This is a genomic window from Lysobacter sp. KIS68-7 (assembly GCF_021284745.1).
In the GTDB taxonomy this organism is placed as follows: Bacteria; Pseudomonadota; Gammaproteobacteria; order Xanthomonadales; family Xanthomonadaceae; genus Noviluteimonas.
The window spans coordinates 2,741,458-2,763,672 of record NZ_CP089925.1; the positions used below are offsets into that span (position 1 = coordinate 2,741,458).

General features: G+C 68.4%; 11 protein-coding genes. 1 reads left to right on the forward strand and 10 read right to left on the reverse strand.

Annotated features, from left to right (window positions below):
• Positions 1-132 precede the first annotated feature (132 nt).
• Positions 133-612 carry a peroxiredoxin gene (locus tag LVB87_RS13255; protein ID WP_232898428.1) on the forward strand — a complete coding sequence of 160 codons (480 nt, stop codon included), beginning with the start codon at positions 133-135 and terminating at the stop codon, positions 610-612.
• A 1-nt stretch (position 613) separates the two neighbouring features.
• Here LVB87_RS13255 and pbpC read toward each other — a convergent pair whose 3' ends face one another.
• The 10 genes from pbpC to ugpC form a co-directional block, all read right to left on the reverse strand.
• Positions 614-2,953: a penicillin-binding protein 1C gene (gene pbpC / locus LVB87_RS13260; protein WP_232898429.1), complete on the reverse strand. Its 2,340-nt coding sequence runs from the start codon at positions 2,951-2,953 to the stop codon at positions 614-616.
• A 14-nt stretch (positions 2,954-2,967) separates the two neighbouring features.
• Positions 2,968-7,881 (reverse strand): alpha-2-macroglobulin, encoded by a 4,914-nt coding sequence (locus tag LVB87_RS13265; protein WP_232898430.1) that lies wholly within the window; start codon positions 7,879-7,881, stop codon positions 2,968-2,970.
• A gap of 145 nt (positions 7,882-8,026) precedes the next feature.
• Positions 8,027-10,660 carry a DNA gyrase subunit A gene (gene gyrA / locus LVB87_RS13270; protein WP_232898431.1) on the reverse strand — a complete coding sequence of 878 codons (2,634 nt, stop codon included), beginning with the start codon at positions 10,658-10,660 and terminating at the stop codon, positions 8,027-8,029.
• Positions 10,661-11,241: 581 nt separating this feature from the next.
• The gene (gene mtnA / locus LVB87_RS13275; RefSeq protein ID WP_232898432.1) at positions 11,242-12,291 is read right to left on the reverse strand and encodes an S-methyl-5-thioribose-1-phosphate isomerase; all 1,050 of its coding nucleotides are present in this window, start codon (positions 12,289-12,291) and stop codon (positions 11,242-11,244) included.
• A 26-nt stretch (positions 12,292-12,317) separates the two neighbouring features.
• Positions 12,318-13,031, reverse strand: a complete 714-nt coding sequence (locus LVB87_RS13280) for a DUF3011 domain-containing protein (protein WP_232898433.1) — start codon at positions 13,029-13,031, stop codon at positions 12,318-12,320.
• 90 nt (positions 13,032-13,121) lie between these two features.
• Positions 13,122-14,078, reverse strand: a complete 957-nt coding sequence (gene epmA, locus LVB87_RS13285; protein WP_232898434.1) for an EF-P lysine aminoacylase EpmA — start codon at positions 14,076-14,078, stop codon at positions 13,122-13,124.
• Between the two features lies 1 nt (position 14,079).
• A complete protein-coding gene (ligA, locus tag LVB87_RS13290; RefSeq protein WP_232898435.1) occupies positions 14,080-16,164 on the reverse strand; it encodes an NAD-dependent DNA ligase LigA in 2,085 nt (694 codons plus the stop codon).
• A gap of 455 nt (positions 16,165-16,619) precedes the next feature.
• Entirely contained in the window at positions 16,620-17,330 is a 711-nt protein-coding gene (zipA, locus tag LVB87_RS13295) for a cell division protein ZipA (protein WP_232898436.1), read from the reverse strand.
• A gap of 25 nt (positions 17,331-17,355) precedes the next feature.
• Positions 17,356-20,859: a chromosome segregation protein SMC gene (gene smc / locus LVB87_RS13300; RefSeq protein WP_232898437.1), complete on the reverse strand. Its 3,504-nt coding sequence runs from the start codon at positions 20,857-20,859 to the stop codon at positions 17,356-17,358.
• Positions 20,860-21,025: 166 nt separating this feature from the next.
• Positions 21,026-22,132 (reverse strand): sn-glycerol-3-phosphate ABC transporter ATP-binding protein UgpC, encoded by a 1,107-nt coding sequence (gene ugpC / locus LVB87_RS13305; protein ID WP_232898438.1) that lies wholly within the window; start codon positions 22,130-22,132, stop codon positions 21,026-21,028.
• Between the last annotated feature and the right edge of the window lie 83 nt (positions 22,133-22,215).

Consider the following 22,215-nt stretch of genomic DNA (forward strand, 5'->3'; position numbering starts at 1 on the left):
GCGGACGATCCGCGCGGCGAGGAGGCGATCATCCGGATCGACGCCATGCGCAAGAACGGGAAACCCCTCGAATGACCCCGTACACGTGGCCTGTGCGAACATGCGACGCTTCCCCACGAGAAGGACCCGTCCATGGCCATCCAACCCGGCGACCGCCTGCCCGAAGTCAACCTCAAGCGCATCCGCGACGGCGTCGAGACGGTCGATACGCATCAGCTGTTCGACGGCAAGAAGGTCGTGCTCTTCGCGGTGCCCGGCGCGTTCACGCCCACCTGCTCCGAGCGCCACCTGCCCGGCTTCGTCGAGCGCTTCGAGGACTTCCACAAGCGCGGCATCGAAGTGCTGTGCATGTCGGTCAACGATCCCTTCGTGATGAAGGCCTGGGGCGAGAGCCAGCACGTGCCGCAGGGCCTGCAGATGCTGGCCGACGGCAACGGCGACTTCTCCCGTGCGCTCGGCCTGGAAATGGACGCCAGCGCCTACGGCATGGGCACGCGTTCCAAGCGCTTCGCGATCTACGCCGAGGACGGCGTGGTGAAGCAGCTGCATGTCGAGGCGCCGGGCGAGTTCCGCGTGTCGTCGGCGGAGTACGTGCTCGAGCAGCTGGGCTGAGCTAGCGCAGCACCTTGAAGGCGATCGACGCCCACGCGCCCGTTTCGGCGAGCGCGGTGAGCGTGTGCGCGCCGGCCGTGCTGGCATCGAGGTCCCAGGCATCGCCGCCCTTCGATTCGCCGACGAGGCGGCCATCGAGCAACCAGCGGACCCGCGCGTCGGAGCCGATGGCGCGGACGCGTAGGCGCAGCGGTGCGGCGCTGTTGGGCGGCCGCGCGAGCGTGGCCTTGTCGACGAGGCCGTCGATGCGCAGTTCTTCGGTGGCGTCGCGGCCGTCGGGCGTGCAGTCGATTGCGCGCGGCGGCATGCGGGCTGCGGCGCGAGCGTCCGCGGAGAGCCACGGGGATGCGAGTGCGGGCCAACGCGCAATGTCTTCGCTTCTGCGCGTGTGTGCTTGCGTGCAATCGGCAGTGAGGCGTTGGCCGGTGGTGGCGTCTACGTCGATGCGTTCCCGGCCTGCGCTCCACAGGCGTGCATCGCGTTCGGCGAAGGTCGGCGGAATCACGCCGTCGAGCACCCACGCGCTGCGCTTCCTGCGGCACAGCTGTGGCGCGTTCGGATCAGGCGGCAGGCCCAACGGCCAGCAGACGTCGACGCGTTCGACGTCCGGCGGCGGCGGACGCGGCGTGGCATCGCCCGGCGAGGTCGGCAGGCTGTCGATGGTGTCGAACAACAACGGCAATGCCGTCATCGCGCCGTACTGGCCCGGCATCGGCGTGCCGTCAGGCCGGCCCACCCAGACGCCGACGGTGTAGCGCCGCGTGCTGCCCAGCGCCCAGGCGTCGCGGTAGCCGTAACTCGTGCCGGTCTTCCAGGCAACGCGCATGCGCGATTGCGGGTCGAAGGTGTCGGGCGCGGTGCCCGGGCGCGGATGCGCTTCGAGGATGTCGCGCACGATCCATGCCGCGCCGGGCGACAACAGGCGGCGTTCGATCTTCGGTGCATCCGGGGTGTAGCGCACGCGGCCCGCAACGCCATCGCGGTTCAACGCGGCGTAGGCGCCGACGAGGTCTTCCAGGCGTGCGCCGGTGCCGCCGAGGATCATCGAGAGATTGGGTGCTGCGCCGGCGGGCCATTTCAGATCGATGCCCGCGTTGGCGAGGCGTGCGGCGAAGCGTGTCGGGCCCACGCGATCGAGCAGGTCCACGGCAGGCACGTTCAACGAGAGGCGCAGGGCTTCGGACGCCGCGATCGGTCCGTTGAACGCCATGTCGAAGTTGCCCGGCCGGTAATCGCCGAAGGATTGCGGTGCGTCGACAAGCAAACTTTCCGAATGGATCAGGCCGTCGTCGAGTGCGAGGCCGTAGAGGAAAGGCTTGAGCGTCGAGCCCGGCGAGCGCCAGGCCTTCACCATGTCGACGTGGCCCAGGCGATCCTTGTCGGCGAAGGCGACGGAACCGACGTAGGCGCGCGCTTCGAGCGTGGCGTTGTCGATGACGAGCAGCGCGGCGGACGTGCGCGGCGGCAGGTCGGAAAAATAGGTGGCGACGCGGTCTTCGAGCATGCGCTGCAAGTCGATGTCGAGCGTCGAACGGATGCGCGGGGCGTTCGGTTGTTCGTCGCGCAGGCGTTGCGCGAGCAGCGCGGCGTAATGCGGCGGCTGGAGCGCGCGCGCCACGACGGGTTCGATGCGTGCTTCCTCGACATCCTGTTTCGACCAGGTGCCCTGCTCCGCCATGCGCGCAAGCACCTTGTCACGAGCAACCCGCGCGAGCTCGGGCGCACGATCCGGACGCAGGCGACTCGGTGACTGCGGCAAGACCGCGAGCAACGCCGCTTCCGCATGCGACAACTGCGACGCCGGCTTGCCGAGATACGCCCAGCTCGCCGCTTCGATGCCTTCGATGGTGCCGCCGTAGGGCGCGCGGTCGAGATACAGCGTGAGGATCTCGCGCTTGGACAGGTGCACTTCCAGTTGCACCGCGCGCGCGAGCTGCCGCACTTTGCCCCACAGGCTGCGCGAATGTGGATCGAGCAAGCGCGCGACTTGCATCGTCAGTGTCGAACCGCCCGACACCACGTGTCCGTTGCGCACCCATTGCCAACCCGCGCGCCCCAACGCGATGGGATTGATGCCCGGATGCGACCAGAACCAGCGGTCCTCGTATCCGATCAGCGCCTGCAGGTAGAGCGGCGAGACTTGTTCCGGCGTCGTCGGATGCCGCCACACGCCGCCGCGGTCTGCGAAGGCACGCAAGGGCGTGCCATCGCGCGCGACCACCACGCCCCCTGCCCCGCGCGTGTCCGGCAAGGGCAAGGGAAACGCGAGGTCCAGCAGCATCGCGACGATGAGCACCGACAGCGCCGCGAGCATCGCCCACGGCGCCCAACGTTTCCGCATTCGATCTTTCGTGTTCACTGGCCCGGCTGCACCACCGTGATCGTCTCCGGCGACGCGCGGCCCACGCCACGCAACTCCGGCCGATACATGTCTTCCACCAGCGGCGGCGGCACCGTGTACGTGCCGGGCGTCACCGCACGCACCAGGTAGAACACGCGGGCCGTGTCGCCGTTGTCGAGCTTCAGCGCGGCGACATAGCGATCGTCGCGGAACTCCTCGTGGCGCACTTCGGAAGCCTGGTCGCGGTTGGCGATCTCGATGCCGTCGATCACCACCCCCGCCCACTGCTTCGCATCGCCGAGGTTGAAGTTCTCGATCTCCAGGCCCGCGGGCAGCAGGTCGGTGACGAGCGCGTCGGGGGCTTTCTCGTCGACCTTGATCGCCAGCTGCACGATCAGGCTGTCGCCCTCCGCCAGCTTGCCGCCGCTCCAGGGCTTGCCATCCGGCGTGTAGTACGTGCGCTTCACTTCGAACACCTTCGCGTCCGGCGGCGGCGCAGTGCGCGGAATGCCGGCGACCTCGTAGCTGACGTAGTACGGCGGCTCGGACGTCGGCTCGAAGCGCAACGCACCCGTGCCATCGAAGAAGCGCCCGGTGAGCGGCACGTTGGCGACATCGGTGCCTTCGCCCGCGCCCACCCAGCGGCCCGCGATCGTCTTCGCCCCCTTGCCGAGCATCAGCGCCTTGCCCATGCGCGCGAGCGCCACTTGCTCTTGCGTGCTCAACCAGAACCAGCGTTCCTTGCGGCGCGCATCGAGCTCGCGGCCGAGGGCGATGACGCGCGCGTCGTGCTCCGGCTTCGCCAGTCCGCGTTCGTGCACCAGCGCGATCATCAAGGCATCGTCGCGCAGCCGCGTGCCGTAGTCGCCGAGGTATTCCGGACGATCCGCGTCGCCGCGCGCGAAGCCTTCGGCGATCGCCTGCTCGCCGCGGCGCTTGTCGCCCTGCAGCGTGAGCGCGAGGCCCAGGTGTACGAGCGGCAGGCCCGTGAGCGCGTTGCGACGGTCGTTCTGGAACAGGGCGCGCAGCGTGCCGAGTGGCGCGCGATTGACGCGCGCGAGCACGTAACCCGCATGCGCCTGGTAGGCGAACTTGAGGTGCGCGCGATGATCGCGGTCGTAGAACTGCGCGCCGCCCGCCAGCAGATCCTCGTTGAGCGCCTTCAGCGCCTTCTGCAACATCGCATCGGGCACGGCGAAGCCCGCATCGCGCGCATCCAGCAGGAACTCGACGACGTACGGCGTCAGCGACGGATCGACGTAGTCGGTTTCGCCCCACATCGAGAAATGCCCCGACGGGATCTGCAGCGCGGCCAGGCGCGCGAAGGCGCCTTCCATGCGCTCGCGCCGCTGCTTGTCGCCGAGCGGCGGGACGCCGAGCGTGGTCGCGGTGGCGTCGTCGAGGATGAGCGCGGCGTAAGCTTTGCTCGTGGTCTGCTCGACGCACCCGTAGGGATAACGCAGCGCGCCTTCGAGCGCGGTGGCGAACGGGATCGGCGGCACCGCACCGACCACGATGCGCGTGCGTACCGACTCGGGGATCAAACCTTCGGCCATCGCCGCGTCCATCGCGATGGGACCGCTGCCCTGCCGCACCTCGCTGCGCGTGCGCATCGCCTGCGGCCAACCCGCGCGCACCGGCAGGTCGTACTTGCGATCGACCTTGAAGCCGTTGCCTTCCACGCGCACGTGCACCTGCGCCGTGCCGAAGCCTTCACGCGCCTGCACGGGGAAGGTGAACGTGCTCTTGGCTTCGGGCGCGAGCTTCGCCGTGCGCGCGCCATCGGCGATCGCCAGCGGACCGATGCCTTCCACGCGCACGTTGAAGCTGCCCGACTTGCCCGTGAAGTTCTGCACGTCGAGCGTCACGCTGCTCTTGTCGCCCGGCGCCAGGATGCGCGGCATGCTCGCTTCGGCCAGCACGGGCGCGCGCACCAGGGTTTCCGTTGCGCGATTGCCGTAGCGCCCGCCAGACCACACCATCGCGGCGATGCGCAGCGTGCCGTTGAAGTCGGGCACGTCCAGGCGCACGCGGCCGATGCCCTTCGCGTCGAGTTTCACCGGGCCGGTGAACAGATCGACGGTCTGCACGCGCGAGGTCGGGCGCCGCGCCTGCGGCAGCGCAAGCGGGGCCATGTCGCCGCCGAAGCGGATCTTCGCGGTGCCGCCTTCGAAGCTTTCGATCACGCGGCCATAGATGTCGTACGCATCCACGCCCAGGCGCCGCTGCGCGAAGAAATGTTTGGACGCATCCGGCACCGGGAATTGGGTGATGTTGAGGATGCCGACGTCGACCGCCGACACCGTGATCCAGGCGTCCTGGCCTGCAAGCGCGGGTGCGCTCACGGTGACCGGCAGCTTCTGTTCGGGCCGCATTGACTTCGGCGCGGAGACGCCGACGGCCACCGTGCGATCGCGACGATCCATCGCCACGAACGCCACGCCCACGGCACGTGCCGGCGTGACCTTGCTCGTCGCACTGCCGCCGCGGAACACCAACGCCGTCACGTACACATCGTGGCGCTCCCATTCCTGCGTCACGGGAATCTCGAACGTGCTGCCCGCCTTCGCTTCGATCTCGTGCACGTACAGCAGATGGTCGGACTCGACGAGCAACAGGCCCGGGCCTTCGTGCGGCGGCGTGACGGTGACCTTCAGCGTGTCGCCCGCGCGGTAGGCGGTCTTGTCGAGCGCGAGCTTGACCTTGTCGGGCCGCGCGTCGAGGCCACGGTTCTCGTCGCTCCAGCTCCAGCCGGCGGTGAACGGGTAACGCGTGGTGAGCTTCGTCGTCGGGTCGAACACTTCGACGCGGTACTCGCCCCACTTCACCGGGAAGTCGATGCGGACGTTGTTCGCATCGAAGTCGATCGTCTTCGTCTCCTCGGTCTTGTACCGACGCGTGAAGTCGTAATCCCAACCCTTGCCGTCGTCGCCCCAGACCCAGCGGTAGTCGCGCGTCTCACGCACGAGGCTGACGCGCAGGCCTTTCACGGGGCGCGCCTTGCCCGACGCATCGAAGCGCCCGATCTCGAAGCCGGCATTGGCGTTCGCGTCCGCGCCATCCTTTTCGTCGAACAACGGACGCACGCCGACCAACGCATCGGCCGGCCACATCACGCGCTTGAGCGTGCGGTTGACGCTGCGGCCGCCGGTTTCGAACACGCTGCCGGTGACGATCGCGGCGATCGGACTGACGGGCTTTGCTTCGGCCGGCAGCGGGATCGATTGCGTGAGATGCCCGTTCGCGTCGAGCGTGGCGTCGACGACGTCCTTCGCTTCCTTTGGCAGCTCAAGTGTCGGGTCGCCGAAGGACCAGCCCTTCAGCGCATCGATCGGATGCGTTTCGACGGCGACGGCGAGCTTGGCGGTGAATCGATTACCCGCCGCGGGCGCGCCGTACAGATACGCGCCAGTCGCCTGCAACTGCACCGGCTGCCCGGGCTGCAACTGCGCCTGCGCATCCAGGTCGAGCTTCATCCGCTCCGGCAGGAATTCCTCCACGCGCAGCGCCATGCCCTGCACCGCTTCCTTGCTCGCGGGATCGGTGCGGAATTCGACGCGCCACTTGCCGGTGGCCGCATCGGCGGGAATCGTTTGCGCGTGGCGCACGTAGCCCTGCGCGTCGGGCTGCAGGCGCGTTTCCAGCAGCGCCTTGCCATCGGGTTGCACGTAGCGCACGAACACCGGCTGCTTCTTCGCCAGCGGTTTGCCGTCCTGGTCGCGCAGCAGCGCGGACACGTTGACGGTTTCGCCGGGCCGATACAGATCGCGCCCCGACCAGGCGAACACGTCGAACCACGCCTGCTCGCGCCCGGCGACGGCGAACTCCGAGAGGTCCAGCGCCGGTTGGTTGAACGGCAGCATCGACACATCGTTGCCGTGCTGCGCAATCAGGACCTGCGTGGCATCCAGCGTGTAGTCCAGCAATGCATTGCCGTTGGCATCGGTGCTGCCCTTCAGCACGGGCTCGCCGTCGGCGTTGAGCACGCGCAGGTCGACCATCGGGATCGCCTTGCCGGTCTGCAGCGAGGCGGCGTGGACGAACAGCTTGTCCTTGTACGCACGCGTGTGCAGGCCGAGGTCGCTGACGGTGAAGAACGCGGTGTCGAAGTCGTCCTTGAAGGTGCCCGCGCGCTTCATGACCGCGAAGTACAGGCCGGGCTTCTGCAATTCCTTGATGTCCTGCAGCGGCAGGTAGGTGAGTGCGCGTTCGTTGGGCTTGCCGCCGAGGACGAAGCGGTTCACGTACACCGGTTCGGCCAGGTGCGAGAGCGGCGTGCGCTTGTGCTCGGCGCCGGAGTCGTCGTCCCAGCTGTAATCGCGCTCCAGGTCCCACGCACCGCGGCGGCCGCCGCGCTGGAACTCGGCGAAGAAGCGCGGCAGCAGGTCGTCCTTGACGCGCAGGAACTCGACGTCGACTTCCGCCACGTTGACCGAGACCACCGGCAGGCCGCGGCTCTCGCGCGCCGGCAGCACGCTGCCCTGCGAGGCAAAGCCGACGACCGGATCGAGCTGGCCGGTGTGGATCGTCTTGCGGAGTTCTCCGGGCAGCTTGTGTCCATCGGCGGCCGTGAGCTCGGCCGCGATCGTCACCGTGTAGTCGCGATCGGATTCGACGTGCGGGAAGCGCAGCACCTTCCCTTCTTCGTCGCCGCGGTCGGACAGCACCCAGCTGCCCTGCACCGCGGCGCCGTCCTTGTCGGTCACCGCGATGAGCTTGTCGAAGTCCTGGGTCCCGACCAGCGGCCGGCTGAATTCGAGGGCGAGCGCGTGTTCGTCGCCGAGTTGGTCCGCGTAGGCGGACACCAGGCCGAAGCCGACCGGCTTCGCGCGCTGCGCGGCGATCTTCTCGCCGCTGACTTCGGGCAGTTGCCCGTCCCGGTCGGCCTTGCAGCCGGCACCGAGGAACACCACCACCAGGACGGCCATCGCCGCCCACCACCGCAACGCACCCCCGACTCCATTCGGACGCGCACACCGCTGCATGTTCATTCCCCGGGTTTTGTGTGGAGCGAATACGACGACGCCGCCCGTAGGCGGCGTCGTCGAGTTTCGATGGCGAAACTCTCCGCGATCACTCCAGAGAACGAGTCTCCGTGGTGTCGCCGGACACCTCGCCAGGCACCCCGCCGACGATCGTTGCCGCGCCTTCAGCTTCCGCCGAACCGGCCTCGTCGTCCAGCGACGCGTCGACGCGTTCGACCGCCTGCAGCGTTTCGTCGTCGGCCAGGCGCATCAGCGTGACGCCCTGGGTGTTGCGGCCGACCTGCGAGATCTCCGCCGCGCGGGTGCGCACCAGCGTGCCGCCGTCGGAGATCAGCAGCACCTCGTGGTGGTCGCTGAGCTGGATGGCACCCACGAGCTTGCCGTTGCGCGCGCTGGTCTGGATCGCGATCACGCCCTGCGTGCCGCGGCCCTTGCGCGGGTAGTCCTCCACCGGCGTGCGCTTGCCGAAGCCGCGTTCGCTGGCGGTGAGGATGTCGCCGTCGCCTTCCACCACGATCAGGCTGCGCACCTGGTCGCCCTCGGCCAGGCGCATGCCGCGCACGCCGGTGGCGGTGCGGCCCATGGCGCGCACTTCGTTCTCGGCGAAGCGCACGGCTTTACCGTTCGAGGCGAAGAGCATGACGTCGCGTTCGCCATCGGTCATCGCCACGCCGATGAGCGCATCGCCCTCGTCGAGGTTGATCGCGATCTTGCCGCGCTGCAGGCGGAAGGCGAACTCGGTCAGCGCCGTCTTCTTGACCGTGCCGTCGCGGGTGGCGAACAGCACGTAGCGGTCGTCGCGATACTCGCGCACCGGCAGCACGGCCTGGACCTGCTCGCCGGCTTCCAGCGGGATCCAGTTGACGATCGGACGGCCACGCGCGTGCGGGCCGGCGTCCGGCAACTGGTGCACGGGCAGCCAGAACACGCGGCCGGCGCTGGTGAAGGTGAGCAGCGTGTCGTGCGTGTTCACCAGCCACAGCTGGTCGATGAAATCCTCGTCCTTCGTCGCCGCCGCGTTGCGGCCGCGGCCGCCGCGACGCTGCGCGCGGTACGAGCTGGCCGGCTGGCGCTTGGCGTAACCCGAATGCGAGAGCGTGACCACCACGTCTTCCGGCGCGATGAGGTCGAGGATGTCGAGGTCTTCCTCGCTGGCGCGGATTTCGGAACGACGGGCGTCGCCGAATTCGGCCTTGAGGTTGTGCAGCTCGGTGCGGATGACGTCGAGCAGCACGTCCGGGTTTTCCAGGATGCGGATCAGGCCCTGGATGGTGTCGAGCAGCTGCTTGTATTCCTCGGTGAGCTTGTCCTGCTCCAGCCCGGTGAGGCGGTGCAGGCGCATTTCGAGGATCTGCTGCGCCTGGATTTCGGTCAGCTGGTAACCGTCGGCGAGCAGGCCGACGCCGGCCGGCAGGTCTTCCGGACGCGAGGCATCGGCGCCGGCGGCGGCCAGCAGCGAGCCGACCAGGCCGGGCTGCCAGCGACGCTCGAGCATCCGCTCGCGCGCTTCGTTCGGGTTCGCCGACGTCTTGATCAGCTCGATCATCTCGTCGATGTTCGCGAGCGCGACCGTCAGGCCTTCGAGCACGTGGGCGCGGGCGCGCGCCTTGCGCAGTTCGAAGATCGTCCGGCGGGTCACCACCTCGCGGCGGTGGCGCACGAACGCTTCGAGCATCTGCTTGAGGTTGAGCAGCTGCGGACGGCCGTCGACGAGCGCGACCATGTTGATCGCGAAGACCGATTCCATCTGGGTCTGCGCGTAGAGGTTGTTCAGCACGACCTCGGCCGACTCGCCGCGCTTGACCTCGATGAAGATGCGCATGCCGTCCTTGTCGGACTCATCGCGCAGCTCGCTGATGCCCTCGAGCTTCTTTTCCTTCACCAGCTCGGCGATCTTCTCGATCAGCCGCGCCTTGTTGACCTGGTACGGGATCTCCGACACCGCGATCGCTTCGCGACCGGTGTCCTCGTTCACTTCGATCTCGGCGCGCGCGCGCATGCGCACGCGGCCGCGGCCGGTGCGGTAGGCGAGCTGGATGCCGGCGGTGCCGTTGATGATGCCCGCGGTCGGGAAATCCGGGCCGGGGATGAACTGCATCAGGCCTTCGACGTCGATGGCCGGATCGTCGATGAGCGCGATGGTGGCGTCGACGACTTCGTTGAGGTTGTGCGGCGGGATGTTCGTCGCCATGCCGACCGCGATGCCCGCCGAGCCGTTGACCAGCAGGTTCGGCACCCGCGTCGGCATGACGGTGGGTTCGAGTTCCTTCTCGTCGTAGTTCGGCTGGAAGTCGACGGTTTCCTTGTCGATGTCCGCCATCAGCTCGTGCGCCAGGCGCGACATGCGCGCCTCGGTGTAACGCATGGCCGCCGGCGAGTCGCCGTCGATGGAGCCGAAGTTGCCCTGCCCGTCCACCAGCATGTAGCGCAGCGAGAACGGCTGCGCCATGCGCACCAGCGTGTCGTACACCGCGGTGTCGCCGTGCGGGTGGTACTTACCGATGACGTCGCCGACGATTCGGGCGGACTTGTAATAGGGTTTGTTGCTGTGCGCGCCGAGTTCGTTCATGGCGAACAGGACGCGGCGGTGGACCGGCTTCAATCCGTCCCGGACGTCGGGAAGCGCGCGCCCCACGATCACGCTCATGGCGTAATCCAGGTAGCTGCGGCGCATCTCGTCTTCGAGGTTGACCGGGATGATTTCCTTGGCGAGTTCTGCCATTCGAGGGCTTTTTCTAAGGAGAGTCCGAAGGCGTGAATTCTAGCATGGAACGCGTTTTTCACGCCTTCTGATTTTCTGGCAGAAACAACAACTTAGAGGGACTTCAGACACCAGAAAGTCCGGCACGCACCGCAGTCGTTCATCGGGCCCGTCGGAGCGCCTCCAAGCAGCATCCATGCGCCCTGCGGCCACGCTGGAGCAAAAGCCTCGGCTTGCGGAAAGTCCGGCCTGTCCCACGCTCGATGGGCACGCCTGTCGGAGCGCCTACAAGCCGCATCCATGCAACCGGAGCTCCGCCCGGGTGGCCATCCATGGCCGCCCTGCAGTCATGCCCATCGAGCGTGTGCCAGGCCTCCACCTCAAATCACTGATTGCGACCTCGGTGAAGAGCTTCGAACGCGGCGCACCTGCAAATCGCGGTGAAGGACCGACACGCACTCGGTTGTCGCGACTGCAGGTGGGCCATGGATGGCCTACCGGGCGGAGCTCCGGTTGCATGGATGCGGCTTGAAGGCGCTCCGACAGGCGCGATAACCGAGGGCGTGGCGGTCCGCCTCTCCGGAGCCGATGACGCTTTGCTCTTAGCCGAAGGCCAGGCGCATCGACGCTTCATCGGGTCGGCGGATGACGCCCCGCTCGGTCACGATGGCATCGATCAAGGTGTGGGGCGTCACGTCGAAGACCGGGTTCCAGGCACCGATGCCCTCGGCCACCGTGCGGCTCCCGCCGACCGAATGCAGCTCCGCCGGATCGCGCTCCTCGATCTCGATCAGATCGCCGCTCTGCGTGGCCATGTCGACCGTCGAGGACGGCGCGACGACCATGAAGCCGACACCGTGGTGCCGTGCCGCGATGGCGAGTTGATAGGTGCCGATCTTGTTCGCCGTGTCGCCGTTGGCACAGATGCGGTCGGCGCCCACGACCACCCATTGCACTTGGCCGGATTTCATCAGGTGCGAGGCGGCGGAGTCGGCGATCAGGGTGGCGTCGATGCCGTCCTGCTGCAGTTCCCACACCGTCAGGCGCGCGCCCTGCAGCCATGGGCGGGTTTCGCCTGCGAAGACTTTTTCGATCCGACCCTGCGCGACGCCGGCGCGGATCACGCCCAGCGCGGTGCCGAAGCCCGCAGTGGCGAGCGAGCCGGTGTTGCAGTGGGTGAGCACGCCGCTGCCGGGTTCGATCAGCGATGCGCCGAGCGCGCCCATGTGGCGGTTGGCGGCGAGGTCTTCGCGGTCGATGGTTTCGGCTTCGCGTTCGAGTGTTTGCCGCCAGTCATGGCCGGCGCGGGCGAGCGCGGCGCGCATGCGCGCGAGCGCCCAGGCGAGGTTCACTGCGGTCGGACGCGCGGCGTTGAGGCGTTGCAGGGCCGGTTCGAGCTTCGTCGCGGCATCCTGTGCATCGGTGGCTTCGATCGCGCGTTCGGCGAGCACCACGCCCCAGGCGGCGGCGATGCCGATGGCGGGCGCGCCGCGCACGGCCAACGCGTGGATCGCACGCGCGACTTCGTCGCTCGTGGCGCACACCAGGTAGTCGGTCTCGAACGGCAGCTTGCGCTGGTCGAGCAGTTCCAGGGCCGTGCCGGTCCAGCGGATCGGGCGGATGCGGTCGTAGCGTGCGTAATCGACGTCCATGGCCCAAGTTTACCGGGCCCGCACGCTCACCAGACGCGAAACTCGGCCCGGCAGCCGCGGCTCACCCACACGCCGCGCTGGTCCCAACCCCAGGTGTGGTCCTGGATGCAGGGCGACTTCGACAATTGCTTGGTCAGCTCGGCGCCGTTCCACACGCCGACATCGCAGCGGCGCTCGCGCCCGCGGTCGGATTCGCAGCGCACCGAGTGCGGCCCGACATCGGGCTCTGCGGCGTCTTCCTCGACCCCGGCCGTGAACTCCGCGCGGCATCCCTGCGAGACCCACACGCTGTTGCGGTCGAAGCCCCACGTGCTGTGCTGGATGCAATCGCTCTTGGACAACTGGCGCACCAGGCGCACGCCGCCGCGCGTGGACACCGGGCAGTGCTGTCGGCCCAGGCCGGTGGCTTCGCACTTGAAGTAGATCGGGCCGGCAATCACCGCGCCGAGATCCGCCAGGCCGAAGTCCGCACGACAACCCGCCTTCACCCAGATCTCGCCAGGGCGCACGCCCCAGGTCTGCCCTTCGACGCAGGGACTGCGCGAGAGCTGGCGCGTGACGCGCACGCCGCCGCGCGTGTCGGCCTGGCACGTGCGCTCCCTGCCCTTCGGCGATTCGCAGCGCACGGTGTTCTGGATGTTGCCGCGCGCCGGTTCGACCGGCGTGGCTTCCTGCGCCGACACGGGGGCCGTCGCGGCGGCAAGGCCGGCGAGCAGGACTCCGTTGGCAGCTGAACGCATGGCACATCCTCGAAGCGCGTCACGGCTTCGTGCGCGCACAGTCCCAGATCGCTGAATGCGCGGTCAAGTCCAACGATGAGCTACCCGTCGTCACGCCCGTGCGAAATCGAAGGCCAGCACATCGGCAATGCGATCGGTGCCGCGCATCGCCATCAGCAGGCGGTCCACGCCCAGCGCCACGCCGGCGCATTCGGGTAGGCCGTGCGCGAGTGCGGCGAGCAAGGCGTCGTCGACCGGAGGCGCCGGCAGGCCGCGTTCCGAGCGCACCTGGCGGTCTTTCTCGAAGCGCGCGCGCTGTTCGGCGGCGTCGCGCAATTCGTGGTACCCGTTGGCGAGTTCGAGCGGCCCCAGGAACACTTCGAAGCGTTCTGCGACCGGCGGCGTGCCCGGGCGGATGCGCGCGAGGGCGCATTGCGAGGCGGGATAGTCGTGCACCACGTGGATCTCGTCGCTCGCGAACGCGGGCTGGATCCGATGCGTGACGAGCAAATCCAACCAGTCGTCGCGGACCAATCCTTCCGGATCGATAACCACATCGCCCAGTGCATTGCGCAACGCCTCATCGGAGGCGAGAAACGGGTCCACGTCGATGCTCGTGCGGAACAAGTCCCGGTAAGTGGATTCCACCACCCGGACGTCCCGGTTCACGAGGGCCAGCGCGGCGCGCACGACGTCGACGGTCTCGTGCGCGAGCCAGCGATGGTCGCGGCCGACGCGGTACCACTCGAGCATCGTGAACTCGGGGTTGTGGCGGCCGCCGGCCTCGCCGTCGCGGAACACCCGGCCCAGTTCGTAGCAATCGCCGAAGCCTTCGGCGAGCAGGCGCTTGAGCGGGAATTCCGGCGAGGTGCGCAACCAGCGCGTGCGGGGTGCGCCGTCGGTGCGGCCGGAGAATTCGAGCGAGAACGAGGCGATGTTGGGGTCGGTGTTGCCGGCGCGCGAAAGCACCGGCGTTTCCACTTCCTGCACGTGTCGCTCGGCGAAGAACAGGCGGAGCGTCGCGTACAGCGAGGCGCGCAGGCGGAGGGCGTCGAAGCGGTCGCTCATGTCAGGTCGGATCGGCGAGATAGGACAACAGCTTCGCTTCGTCCCAGATCTCGACGCCGAGTTCCTGCGCCTTGGCGAGCTTGCTGCCCGCGGCTTCGCCAGCGACGACGAAGCTGGTCTTCTTCGAGACGCTTCCGGAGACCTTCGCACCGAGGGCTTCGAGCTTCGCACCGGCTTCGTCGCGCGACATGGAGGACAGGCCACCGGTCAGGACCACCGTCTTGCCCGCGAGCGGGCCTTCCGCGGAGCGCTGCGGCGCGCCTTCCGGCCAACGCACGCCGTTCGCGCGCAGGGCCGCGATGACCTCGCGGTTGTGCGACTCGGCGAAGAAGTGCGCGATCCGCGCGGCGACGATCGGACCGATGTCGGGGACCTGGCGCAGAGTTTCTTCGTCGGCCTGCAGCAAGGGATCGAGGGCACCGAAGTGGCGCGCCAGCGTGCGGGCGGTGCTCTCGCCGACATCACGGATGCCGAGCGCATACAGCACGCGCTCCAGCGTGGTGCTGCGGCTGGCGTCGATGGCGCCGACCAGGTTCTCCGCCCACTTCGTCGCGACCTTGCCGGACTTCACCGTCTCCGGCACCGTGTCGGCGAGTTCGTCGGCGCGCTGCTTCATCGAAACGAAATCGTCGACCGAGAGGCGATACAGGTCGGCCACGCTGCGCACCATGTCGAACTCGACGAGCGCCGTGATGAAGCGCTCGCCCAGGCCTTCGATGTCCATCGCGCGGCGCGAGGCGAAGTGGAACAGCGCCTGCACACGTTGCGCCGGGCAGAACAGGCCGCCGGTGCAGCGCGCGACGACCTCGCCTTCCTCGCGCTCCACCGCCGAGCCGCAGACGGGGCACGCGGTGGGCAGCTGATAGGCGGCGAACTTCGGATGCCCCTTCGCGTCGAGCGGGCGCTTGTCTTCGATCACGCGCACGACTTCGGGGATCACGTCGCCCGCGCGGCGCACGATGATCGTGTCGCCGACGCGCACATCGAGGCGCGCGATCTGGTCCGCGTTGTGCAGCGTCGCACGCGTGACGGTGACGCCGCCGACCTGCACGGGCGTCATCAGCACCCACGGCGTGACGGCGCCGGTGCGGCCGACGTTCACTTCGATCGATTCGACCGTCGTCGCCTGCTCCTGCGCCGGGTATTTGTGCGCGATGGCCCAGCGCGGCGCACGCGAAACGAAGCCCATCGCGCGTTGCTGGTCGTAGCGGTCGAGCTTGTAGACGACGCCGTCGATGTCGTACGGCAGCGCGTTGCGCTTCTCGCCGATGCGGCGGTAGTAGGCGAGCAGGCCTTCGGCGCCCGTGGCGACGTCGACTTCGGCGCTGACCGGGAAGCCGAGCTCGCGCAACCAGGCCAGGGTGTTCGAATGCGTGGCGGGCAGCTTCGCACCGTCGACCTCGCCGAGCGCGTAGGCGTAGAACGCCAGGGGGCGCTGCGCCGTCACGCGCGGATCGAGCTGGCGCAGCGAACCGGCCGCGCCGTTGCGCGGATTGGCCAGCGTCTTCTCGCCGTGCTCGCGCGCCCATGCGTTGTACTTCTCGAACGCGGCCTTGGGCATGAACACCTCGCCGCGCACCTCGAGCACCGCCGGTGCCTCACCGCGCAGGCGCAGCGGCACCGTGCGAATGGTGCGCAGGTTGGCGCTGACGTCTTCGCCCGTCGCGCCGTCGCCGCGCGTGGCGCCGCGCACGAACATGCCGTGCTCGTAGCGCAGGCTGATCGCCAGCCCATCGAGTTTCGGCTCGACCGAAAACGCAGGCGCCGCATCGCCGGTTTCCTTGGTGATGCGCGTAACGAACTCCTCGACTTCCCCGTCTTCGAACGCGTTCGCCAGCGACAGCATCGGCACCCCGTGCTTGACCTCGGCGAACTTGCCCGAGGGCGCGTTGCCCACGCGTGCGGTCGGCGAGTTGGGGTCGGCGAATTCGGGGTGTTCGCGCTCCAGGGCTTCGAGTTCGCGCAGCCATTTGTCGTAGTCGGCGTCCGTGGTATCCGGGTCGTCGAGGACGTAATAGCGATAGTTGGCGTCGTCGAGCAGGCGACGGAGTTCTTCGACGCGGGCCTGGAGGGTGGCGGCTTTCAAGGTTGGCTTTGTCGGTCTTGAGCTCGGATTCGAAGTCTAACCTCACGGGTGCGAAGAGCTCTCTCGGCTCCGGAGGGACGGACCGCCACGCCCTCGGTTATCGCGCCTGTCGGAGCGCCTACAAGCCGCATCCATGCAACCGGAGCTCCGCCCGGTAGGCCATCCATGGCCCACCTGCAGTCGCGACAACCGAGTGCGTGTCGGTCCTTCACCGCGATTTGCGAGAACAACGCATTAGACGCCTTGAAGCTTTGAAGCTTTGTACCGAAGCCGCAGAAGGTGAACTGCGGTGGAGGCCTGGCACACGCTCGATGGGCATGACTGCAGGGCGGCCATGGATGGCCACCCGGGCGGAGCTCCGGTTGCATGGATGCGGCTTGGAGGCGCTCCGACAGGCGTGCCCATCGAGCGTGGGACAGGCCGGGCCTTCCGCAGCCGAGGCTGTTGCTTGTTGTTTACCAGCGAGCCGGCTTGGTCAGCGGCGGAGCTTCGTGCTGACGATCATACGCACGGAGCTCATCGCGAATGTGTGCGATGCGCTGGCGGCCCAACGCATTGCGCTGCTCATCGAGCACCACGCCCTCGAGCAATTCCGCCATCCGCTGCGCCGTCGGCAGCATCTTTTCCCACGCATCCAACGCCGTCATCGGCGCCGGCAGCGTCAGGAAGAACGCGATGGCGGGCGTTTCCAGCTCCTGGATCGTCGCCATGTCGAAGCTTCCCGGCTTCTTGATGCTGGCGACCGAAAACACCGGGCCACGCTCCGGATGGCCTTCGACCAGGCGATGGAAGATCTGCATGTGGCCGTAGGTCAGGCCCGCCTTCTCGGCGGCCACAACGATGTCGCTGCCGCGCAGCTGTGTGCCCGCGCGCGCGGCCACGTAGAGCGTGACGATCTTTTCGAAGGAGGCGTCGCCGCGTTTGCCGAGGTCGTTGCCTTCGCCGCGCTCGCCGAGGTCGAACTCGGATTGCGTGGTCGGCTCGCCGCCGGCGAGTTCCTGTTCAAGCTGCGCGCCCAGCGTGGGCTCGATGCGCTCGCCCGGTTCCGTGCGCTCGGCGACGCGACGCCCCTGCCCCGGCTTGCGCGGGCGTCCGAAGAAGTAGATCGCCGCGATGAGCAGCACGCCCGCGATGGCGATGCCGATGCGCAATACCGTCGAATCCATCGTCGGGCTCCTTGAAGTCGTTGCGTCAGGCGGCCCCTGCCAGGCGCGCGGCCTCGGCGAGGTCGACCGACACCAGGCGGCTCACGCCGGGCTCGCGCATGGTCACGCCCGAGAGCTGCTGGGCGGCTTCCATGGTGGCCTTGTTGTGCGTCACGAACAGGAACTGTACCTGTTCGCTCATCTCGCTGACCATCGCCGTGAAACGACCGACGTTGGCTTCGTCGAGCGGTGCGTCCACTTCGTCCAGCAGGCAGAACGGCGCCGGGTTGAGGCGGAAGATCGCAAACACCAGCGCCACCGCGGTCATCGCCTTCTCGCCGCCGGACAGCAACGAGATGTTCGACACGCGCTTGCCGGGCGGGCGCGCCATGATCGCAACGCCGGTGTCGAGCAGGTCTTCGCCGGTGAGTTCCAGGTAGGCGTGGCCGCCGCCGAACAGGCGCGGATACAGCTCCTGCACGCCGGAGTTCACGCGGTCGAAGGTGTCCTTGAAACGGCCGCGGGTCTCGCGGTCGATCTTGCGGATCGCTTCTTCCAGGGTCTCCAGCGCCGTCGACAGGTCGGTGTCCTGCGCGTCGAGGTATTCCTTGCGCTGCGCGGCCTCGGCGTGTTCGGCGATGGCCGCGAGGTTGACCGGCTCCAGGCGACGCAGCTTGGCGTCGAACTCGGTGACGGTCTTCTCCCACAGCGATACATCGGCGTCGGCTTCCAGCGTGGCCATGACCTCGTCGAGGACGAAGCCCGCTTCGACCACCGCAGCCGAAAGCTGGTCGGCCTTGATGACGAGCGCCTGTTGGTCGAGCTTGCGCTGCGAGATTTTCTCGCGCTGCGTGACGGCCTGTTCGTCGCGCTGGTGGCGGGTCTGTTCGTAACCGCGCAGTTCGTTGTCGATGCCGTCGAGCACGGAACGCGCTTCGGTGAGCGCGCGATCGCTGCGGACGCGTTCGTCCAGCGCGGACTGGCGTTCGGCTTCCAGCGAATGCACCGGCGCGTCGCCTTCGGCGAGCTGCGAGGCGAGTTCGCCCAGGCGCGAGTCGAGCTGGCCGCGCTGGCTGCCCATGCGTTCGAGCGCCTGCGCGAGCGCGACGATCTGCGCGCGCTGCGATTCCACCGTGAGCGCGAGGGCGTGCGCGGTGTCGCGCGATTCGCGGGCGGCGTTGCGGGCGGCGTCGCGGGTGTCGGAGAGCTGGCGGCGCTCGTTGTCGAGCTGTTGGCGCACCTGCTCCAGTTCGCCCATGCGGCCGACGGCGTCTTCCTGCCTGCCACGCGCTTCGCGGGCCTGGTCGCGGTTGGCGTCCAGGGTGGCGATGAGCTGCGAGAGTTCCGCGTCGATGCGTTCGATGCGGTTGCGCGCCGATTCGAGCTTGCCCTGCTGGCTCTGCAACTGGCCGGCGAGTTCGGAGACGCCGCGGTGCGCCATGTACAAGGCGCGCTGCGCGTCTTCGCGCTGCTGTTCGGAGGCCAGGGCCTGGTCGCGCAGGTGGGTCAGCGTTTCATTGAGCGCCTGTTCGCGCTGCTGGAGCGACTCGATCTCCGCGCGCAGCGACTGGATTTCCTTTTCGCGCAGCAGCGCACCCTGCTTGGCCGCGCCGGAGCGCACCACGCGCACCCAGCCGGCGCCGAGGCGTTCGCCCGCGCGCGTGATCACCGATTCGCCGTCGCCCAGGCGCGGCAGCAAGGCGCGCGCGTCGGCCAGCGTTTCGGCGCCGTGGAGCTTGGCGAGGATGCGGCGGATCGCCGCGGGGCCGCGCACCTTGGCGGCGAGCGAGGTCGGCGCGACGGGGAAGTCTTCCGCGCCCGGGTCGACCAGCACCAGACGGCCTTCGCCGAGTTCGCCGAGCGCATCGACCAGCGCTTCCGGGGCTTCGACCAGCACGCCTTCGATGAGCTGGCCGAGCGCGCCTTCGACGGCGTTTTCCCAGCCGGATTCGACCTGCAGCTTTTCGCCGACGCGCGAGGCGCTGTCGAGGCCGCGCGACTTCAGCCACGCGGTGGCCGCGCCCTGCTCCTGGCCCAGCGCCGCGTGCTGCAGCGTTTCGAGCGAGGACAGGCGACCGCGCGAGGCCTGCGCGTTCTTGCGCACGTCGGCGAGTTCGTTCTGCGCACTGCGCTGGTTGTCCTGCAGCGCGGTGACGGCGGCCTTGCGGGCTTCGACCTGTTCGGTGAGGCCGTCGAGCGACGCCTTCTGCGTCTCGTGGTGTTCCTGCAGGCCGGCGAAGGCATCCGACAGCGCGGCCAGGTCCAGGCCCGTGCGTTCGTTGGTGAGCTGTTCGCGGCGGCGCTCGGCGTCGAGGGTCTGGCGATCGAGCTGTTCGATGCGCGTGCGTTCGACGTCGCCGGTGCGCGCGGCTTCGGACTGCGCGCGGGTGTGCGTGTCCCAGCGCTGCTGCCAGTCGGCGAGCGCGGTGTCGGCGTCGCGCAGGGCGTCCTGGCGCGCGATGTCTTCGGCGCGCAGGTGTTCGAGTTCGGGTTCGGCCTGCGCGATGGACTCGCGCAGCGTGTTCAGGCGCGCTTCGTCGCCGCTGATGTGCGAGCCCAGTTCGCTCAGCGCCGTCTGGGCTTCGTCGCGGGCACGCTGCAGGCGCTGCGCCATTTCGCGCTGGTGCGCGATCTGCTGTTCGATGCGGGCCAGCGTGCCGCCCACCTGGTAGACCTGCGCCTGCGCCTTGTTGAGCGCGTCGCTGGCTTCTTCGCGGCGCACGCGATCGGTTTCGATCTTGCGCTCGGCTTCGCGCTGCTCGGCGATGAGCTGCTGCAGGCGGGTTTCTTCGTGATCGAGCTTTTCCTTCAGCGCCTGCACGCGTGCGTCGAGGCCGCGGTATTCCAACGCCTTCCACTCCGCGTCCTTGACGCGGCGCTCGGCCTGGATGGACTGGTACTGCTCGGCCTGGCGGGCCTGGCGGCGCAGGTGTTCGAGCTGCTTGCCGACTTCTTCGCGCAAGTCGTTGAGGCGGTCGAGGTTTTCGCGCGTGTGGCGGATGCGCGTTTCGGTTTCCTTGCGGCGTTCCTTGTACTTGGAGATGCCGGCGGCCTCTTCCAGGAACACGCGCAGGTCCTCGGGGCGCGCTTCGATGATCTGGCTGATCATGCCCTGCTCGATGATCGAGTAGCTGCGCGGGCCGAGGCCCGTGCCCAGGAACAGATCGGTGATGTCGCGGCGGCGGCACTTGGTGCCGTTGAGCGAATACGTGCTCACGCCGTCGCGGCTGACCGTGCGCTTGACCGAGATCTCGTTGAACGCGGCGAATTCGCCGGTGATCGTGTGGTCGCTGTTGTCGAAGATCAGCTCCACCGTCGCCTGCGACACGGGCTTGCGCGAGGTGCTGCCGGAGAAGATCACGTCGGTGAGCGAGTCGCCGCGCAAGCGGCTGGCCGAACTCTCGCCCATCACCCAGCGCACGGCGTCGATGATGTTCGACTTGCCGCAGCCGTTCGGGCCCACCACGCCGGTCATGTTGGTCGGCAGGTGGAGCGTGGTCGGATCGACGAAGGATTTGAAGCCGGAAAGCTTGATCGTGGACAGGCGCATGCGGCGGTCGTTCGGCCCCTGCGGCACCGGGGCTTAAGCCGATGGCGCACTTGAGTGAAGTGATCGATTCAAAAAACGGCGCAAGCCATTGATTCGACAAGCGACGCGCGGACTTATCGCCGCGCTTGCACGCGAGTATAGCGAGGCCTTCGCGGCTGCGTGCGCCTCAGGCGACGTGGGCGAGGCGTTCGCCGCTTTCCGCATCGAAGGCATGCCACCGGCCGGGGGCGACGGCGAGCGGCAGGGGCGTCCCCGGCGAGGGCAGCACGCCGGGCGGCATGCGCGCGACCAGCGCATGCGGGCCGAGGCGCAGGTTGACCAGGGTTTCGTTGCCCAGGGCTTCGATCATTTCGGTGGTGGGCGCGAAGGCGGTGGCGCCCTCGCCCGGGAGCAACTGTTCCGGGCGCACGCCGATCGCGAGGTCGCGACCGAGCCAGGCTTCCGGCACCTCGCTCGCACCCAGCGGCACGCGCAGGCCTTCGCCCAGGTCGAGCGCCAGGCCGTCGGCGCGCACCAGCCGGCCGCGCAGCACGTTCATCGCCGGGCTGCCGAGGAAGGTGGCGACGAACAGGTTCGCCGGCCGCTCGTAGAGATTCATCGGCGTGTCGATCTGCTGCACCACGCCGTCCTTCAGCACGACGATGCGCTGGCCCAGGGTCATCGCTTCGACCTGGTCGTGCGTCACGTAGACCATGGTCGCGCCGATCTGCCGGTGCAGGCGGGCGATTTCGACGCGCATGCCGGCGCGCAGCTTGGCGTCGAGGTTGGACAGCGGCTCGTCGAGCAGGAACACCTGCGGGTGCCGCACCAGCGCACGGCCGAGCGCGACGCGCTGCCGCTGGCCGCCCGAGAGCGCACCGGGTTTGCGGTCGAGCAGCTTGCCGAGTTCGAGCATGCGCGCCGCTTCTTCGACGCGCGCGCCGATGTCGGCCTTCGTCGCGCCGCGGAGCTTCAGGCCGAAGCCGAGGTTCTCGCGCACCGTCATGTGCGGGTACAGCGCGTAGCTCTGGAAGACCATCGCGATGTCGCGATCCTTCGGCGCCACCTCGTTCACCACGCGCTCGCCGATCGTCAGCGTGCCCGAGGTGATGTCCTCCAGGCCCGCGATCATGCGCAGCAGCGTGGATTTGCCGCAGCCGGAGGGGCCCACCAGCACCAGCAGTTCGCCGTCGGCGATGTCGAAGGTGGCGCCGGCGACGGCCACCTGGCCCTCGCCCGCCCCCTTGGACGGCGGGTACACCTTGCGAACCTGCTCGAGCGAGACCCGGGCCATGCGCTTCCTTCAGGCGAGTGTCGAAGTTATCCTGCCATGTAACCGTTTACACAACCATCCGCCTTGGCTTGGAGGCCGATCGC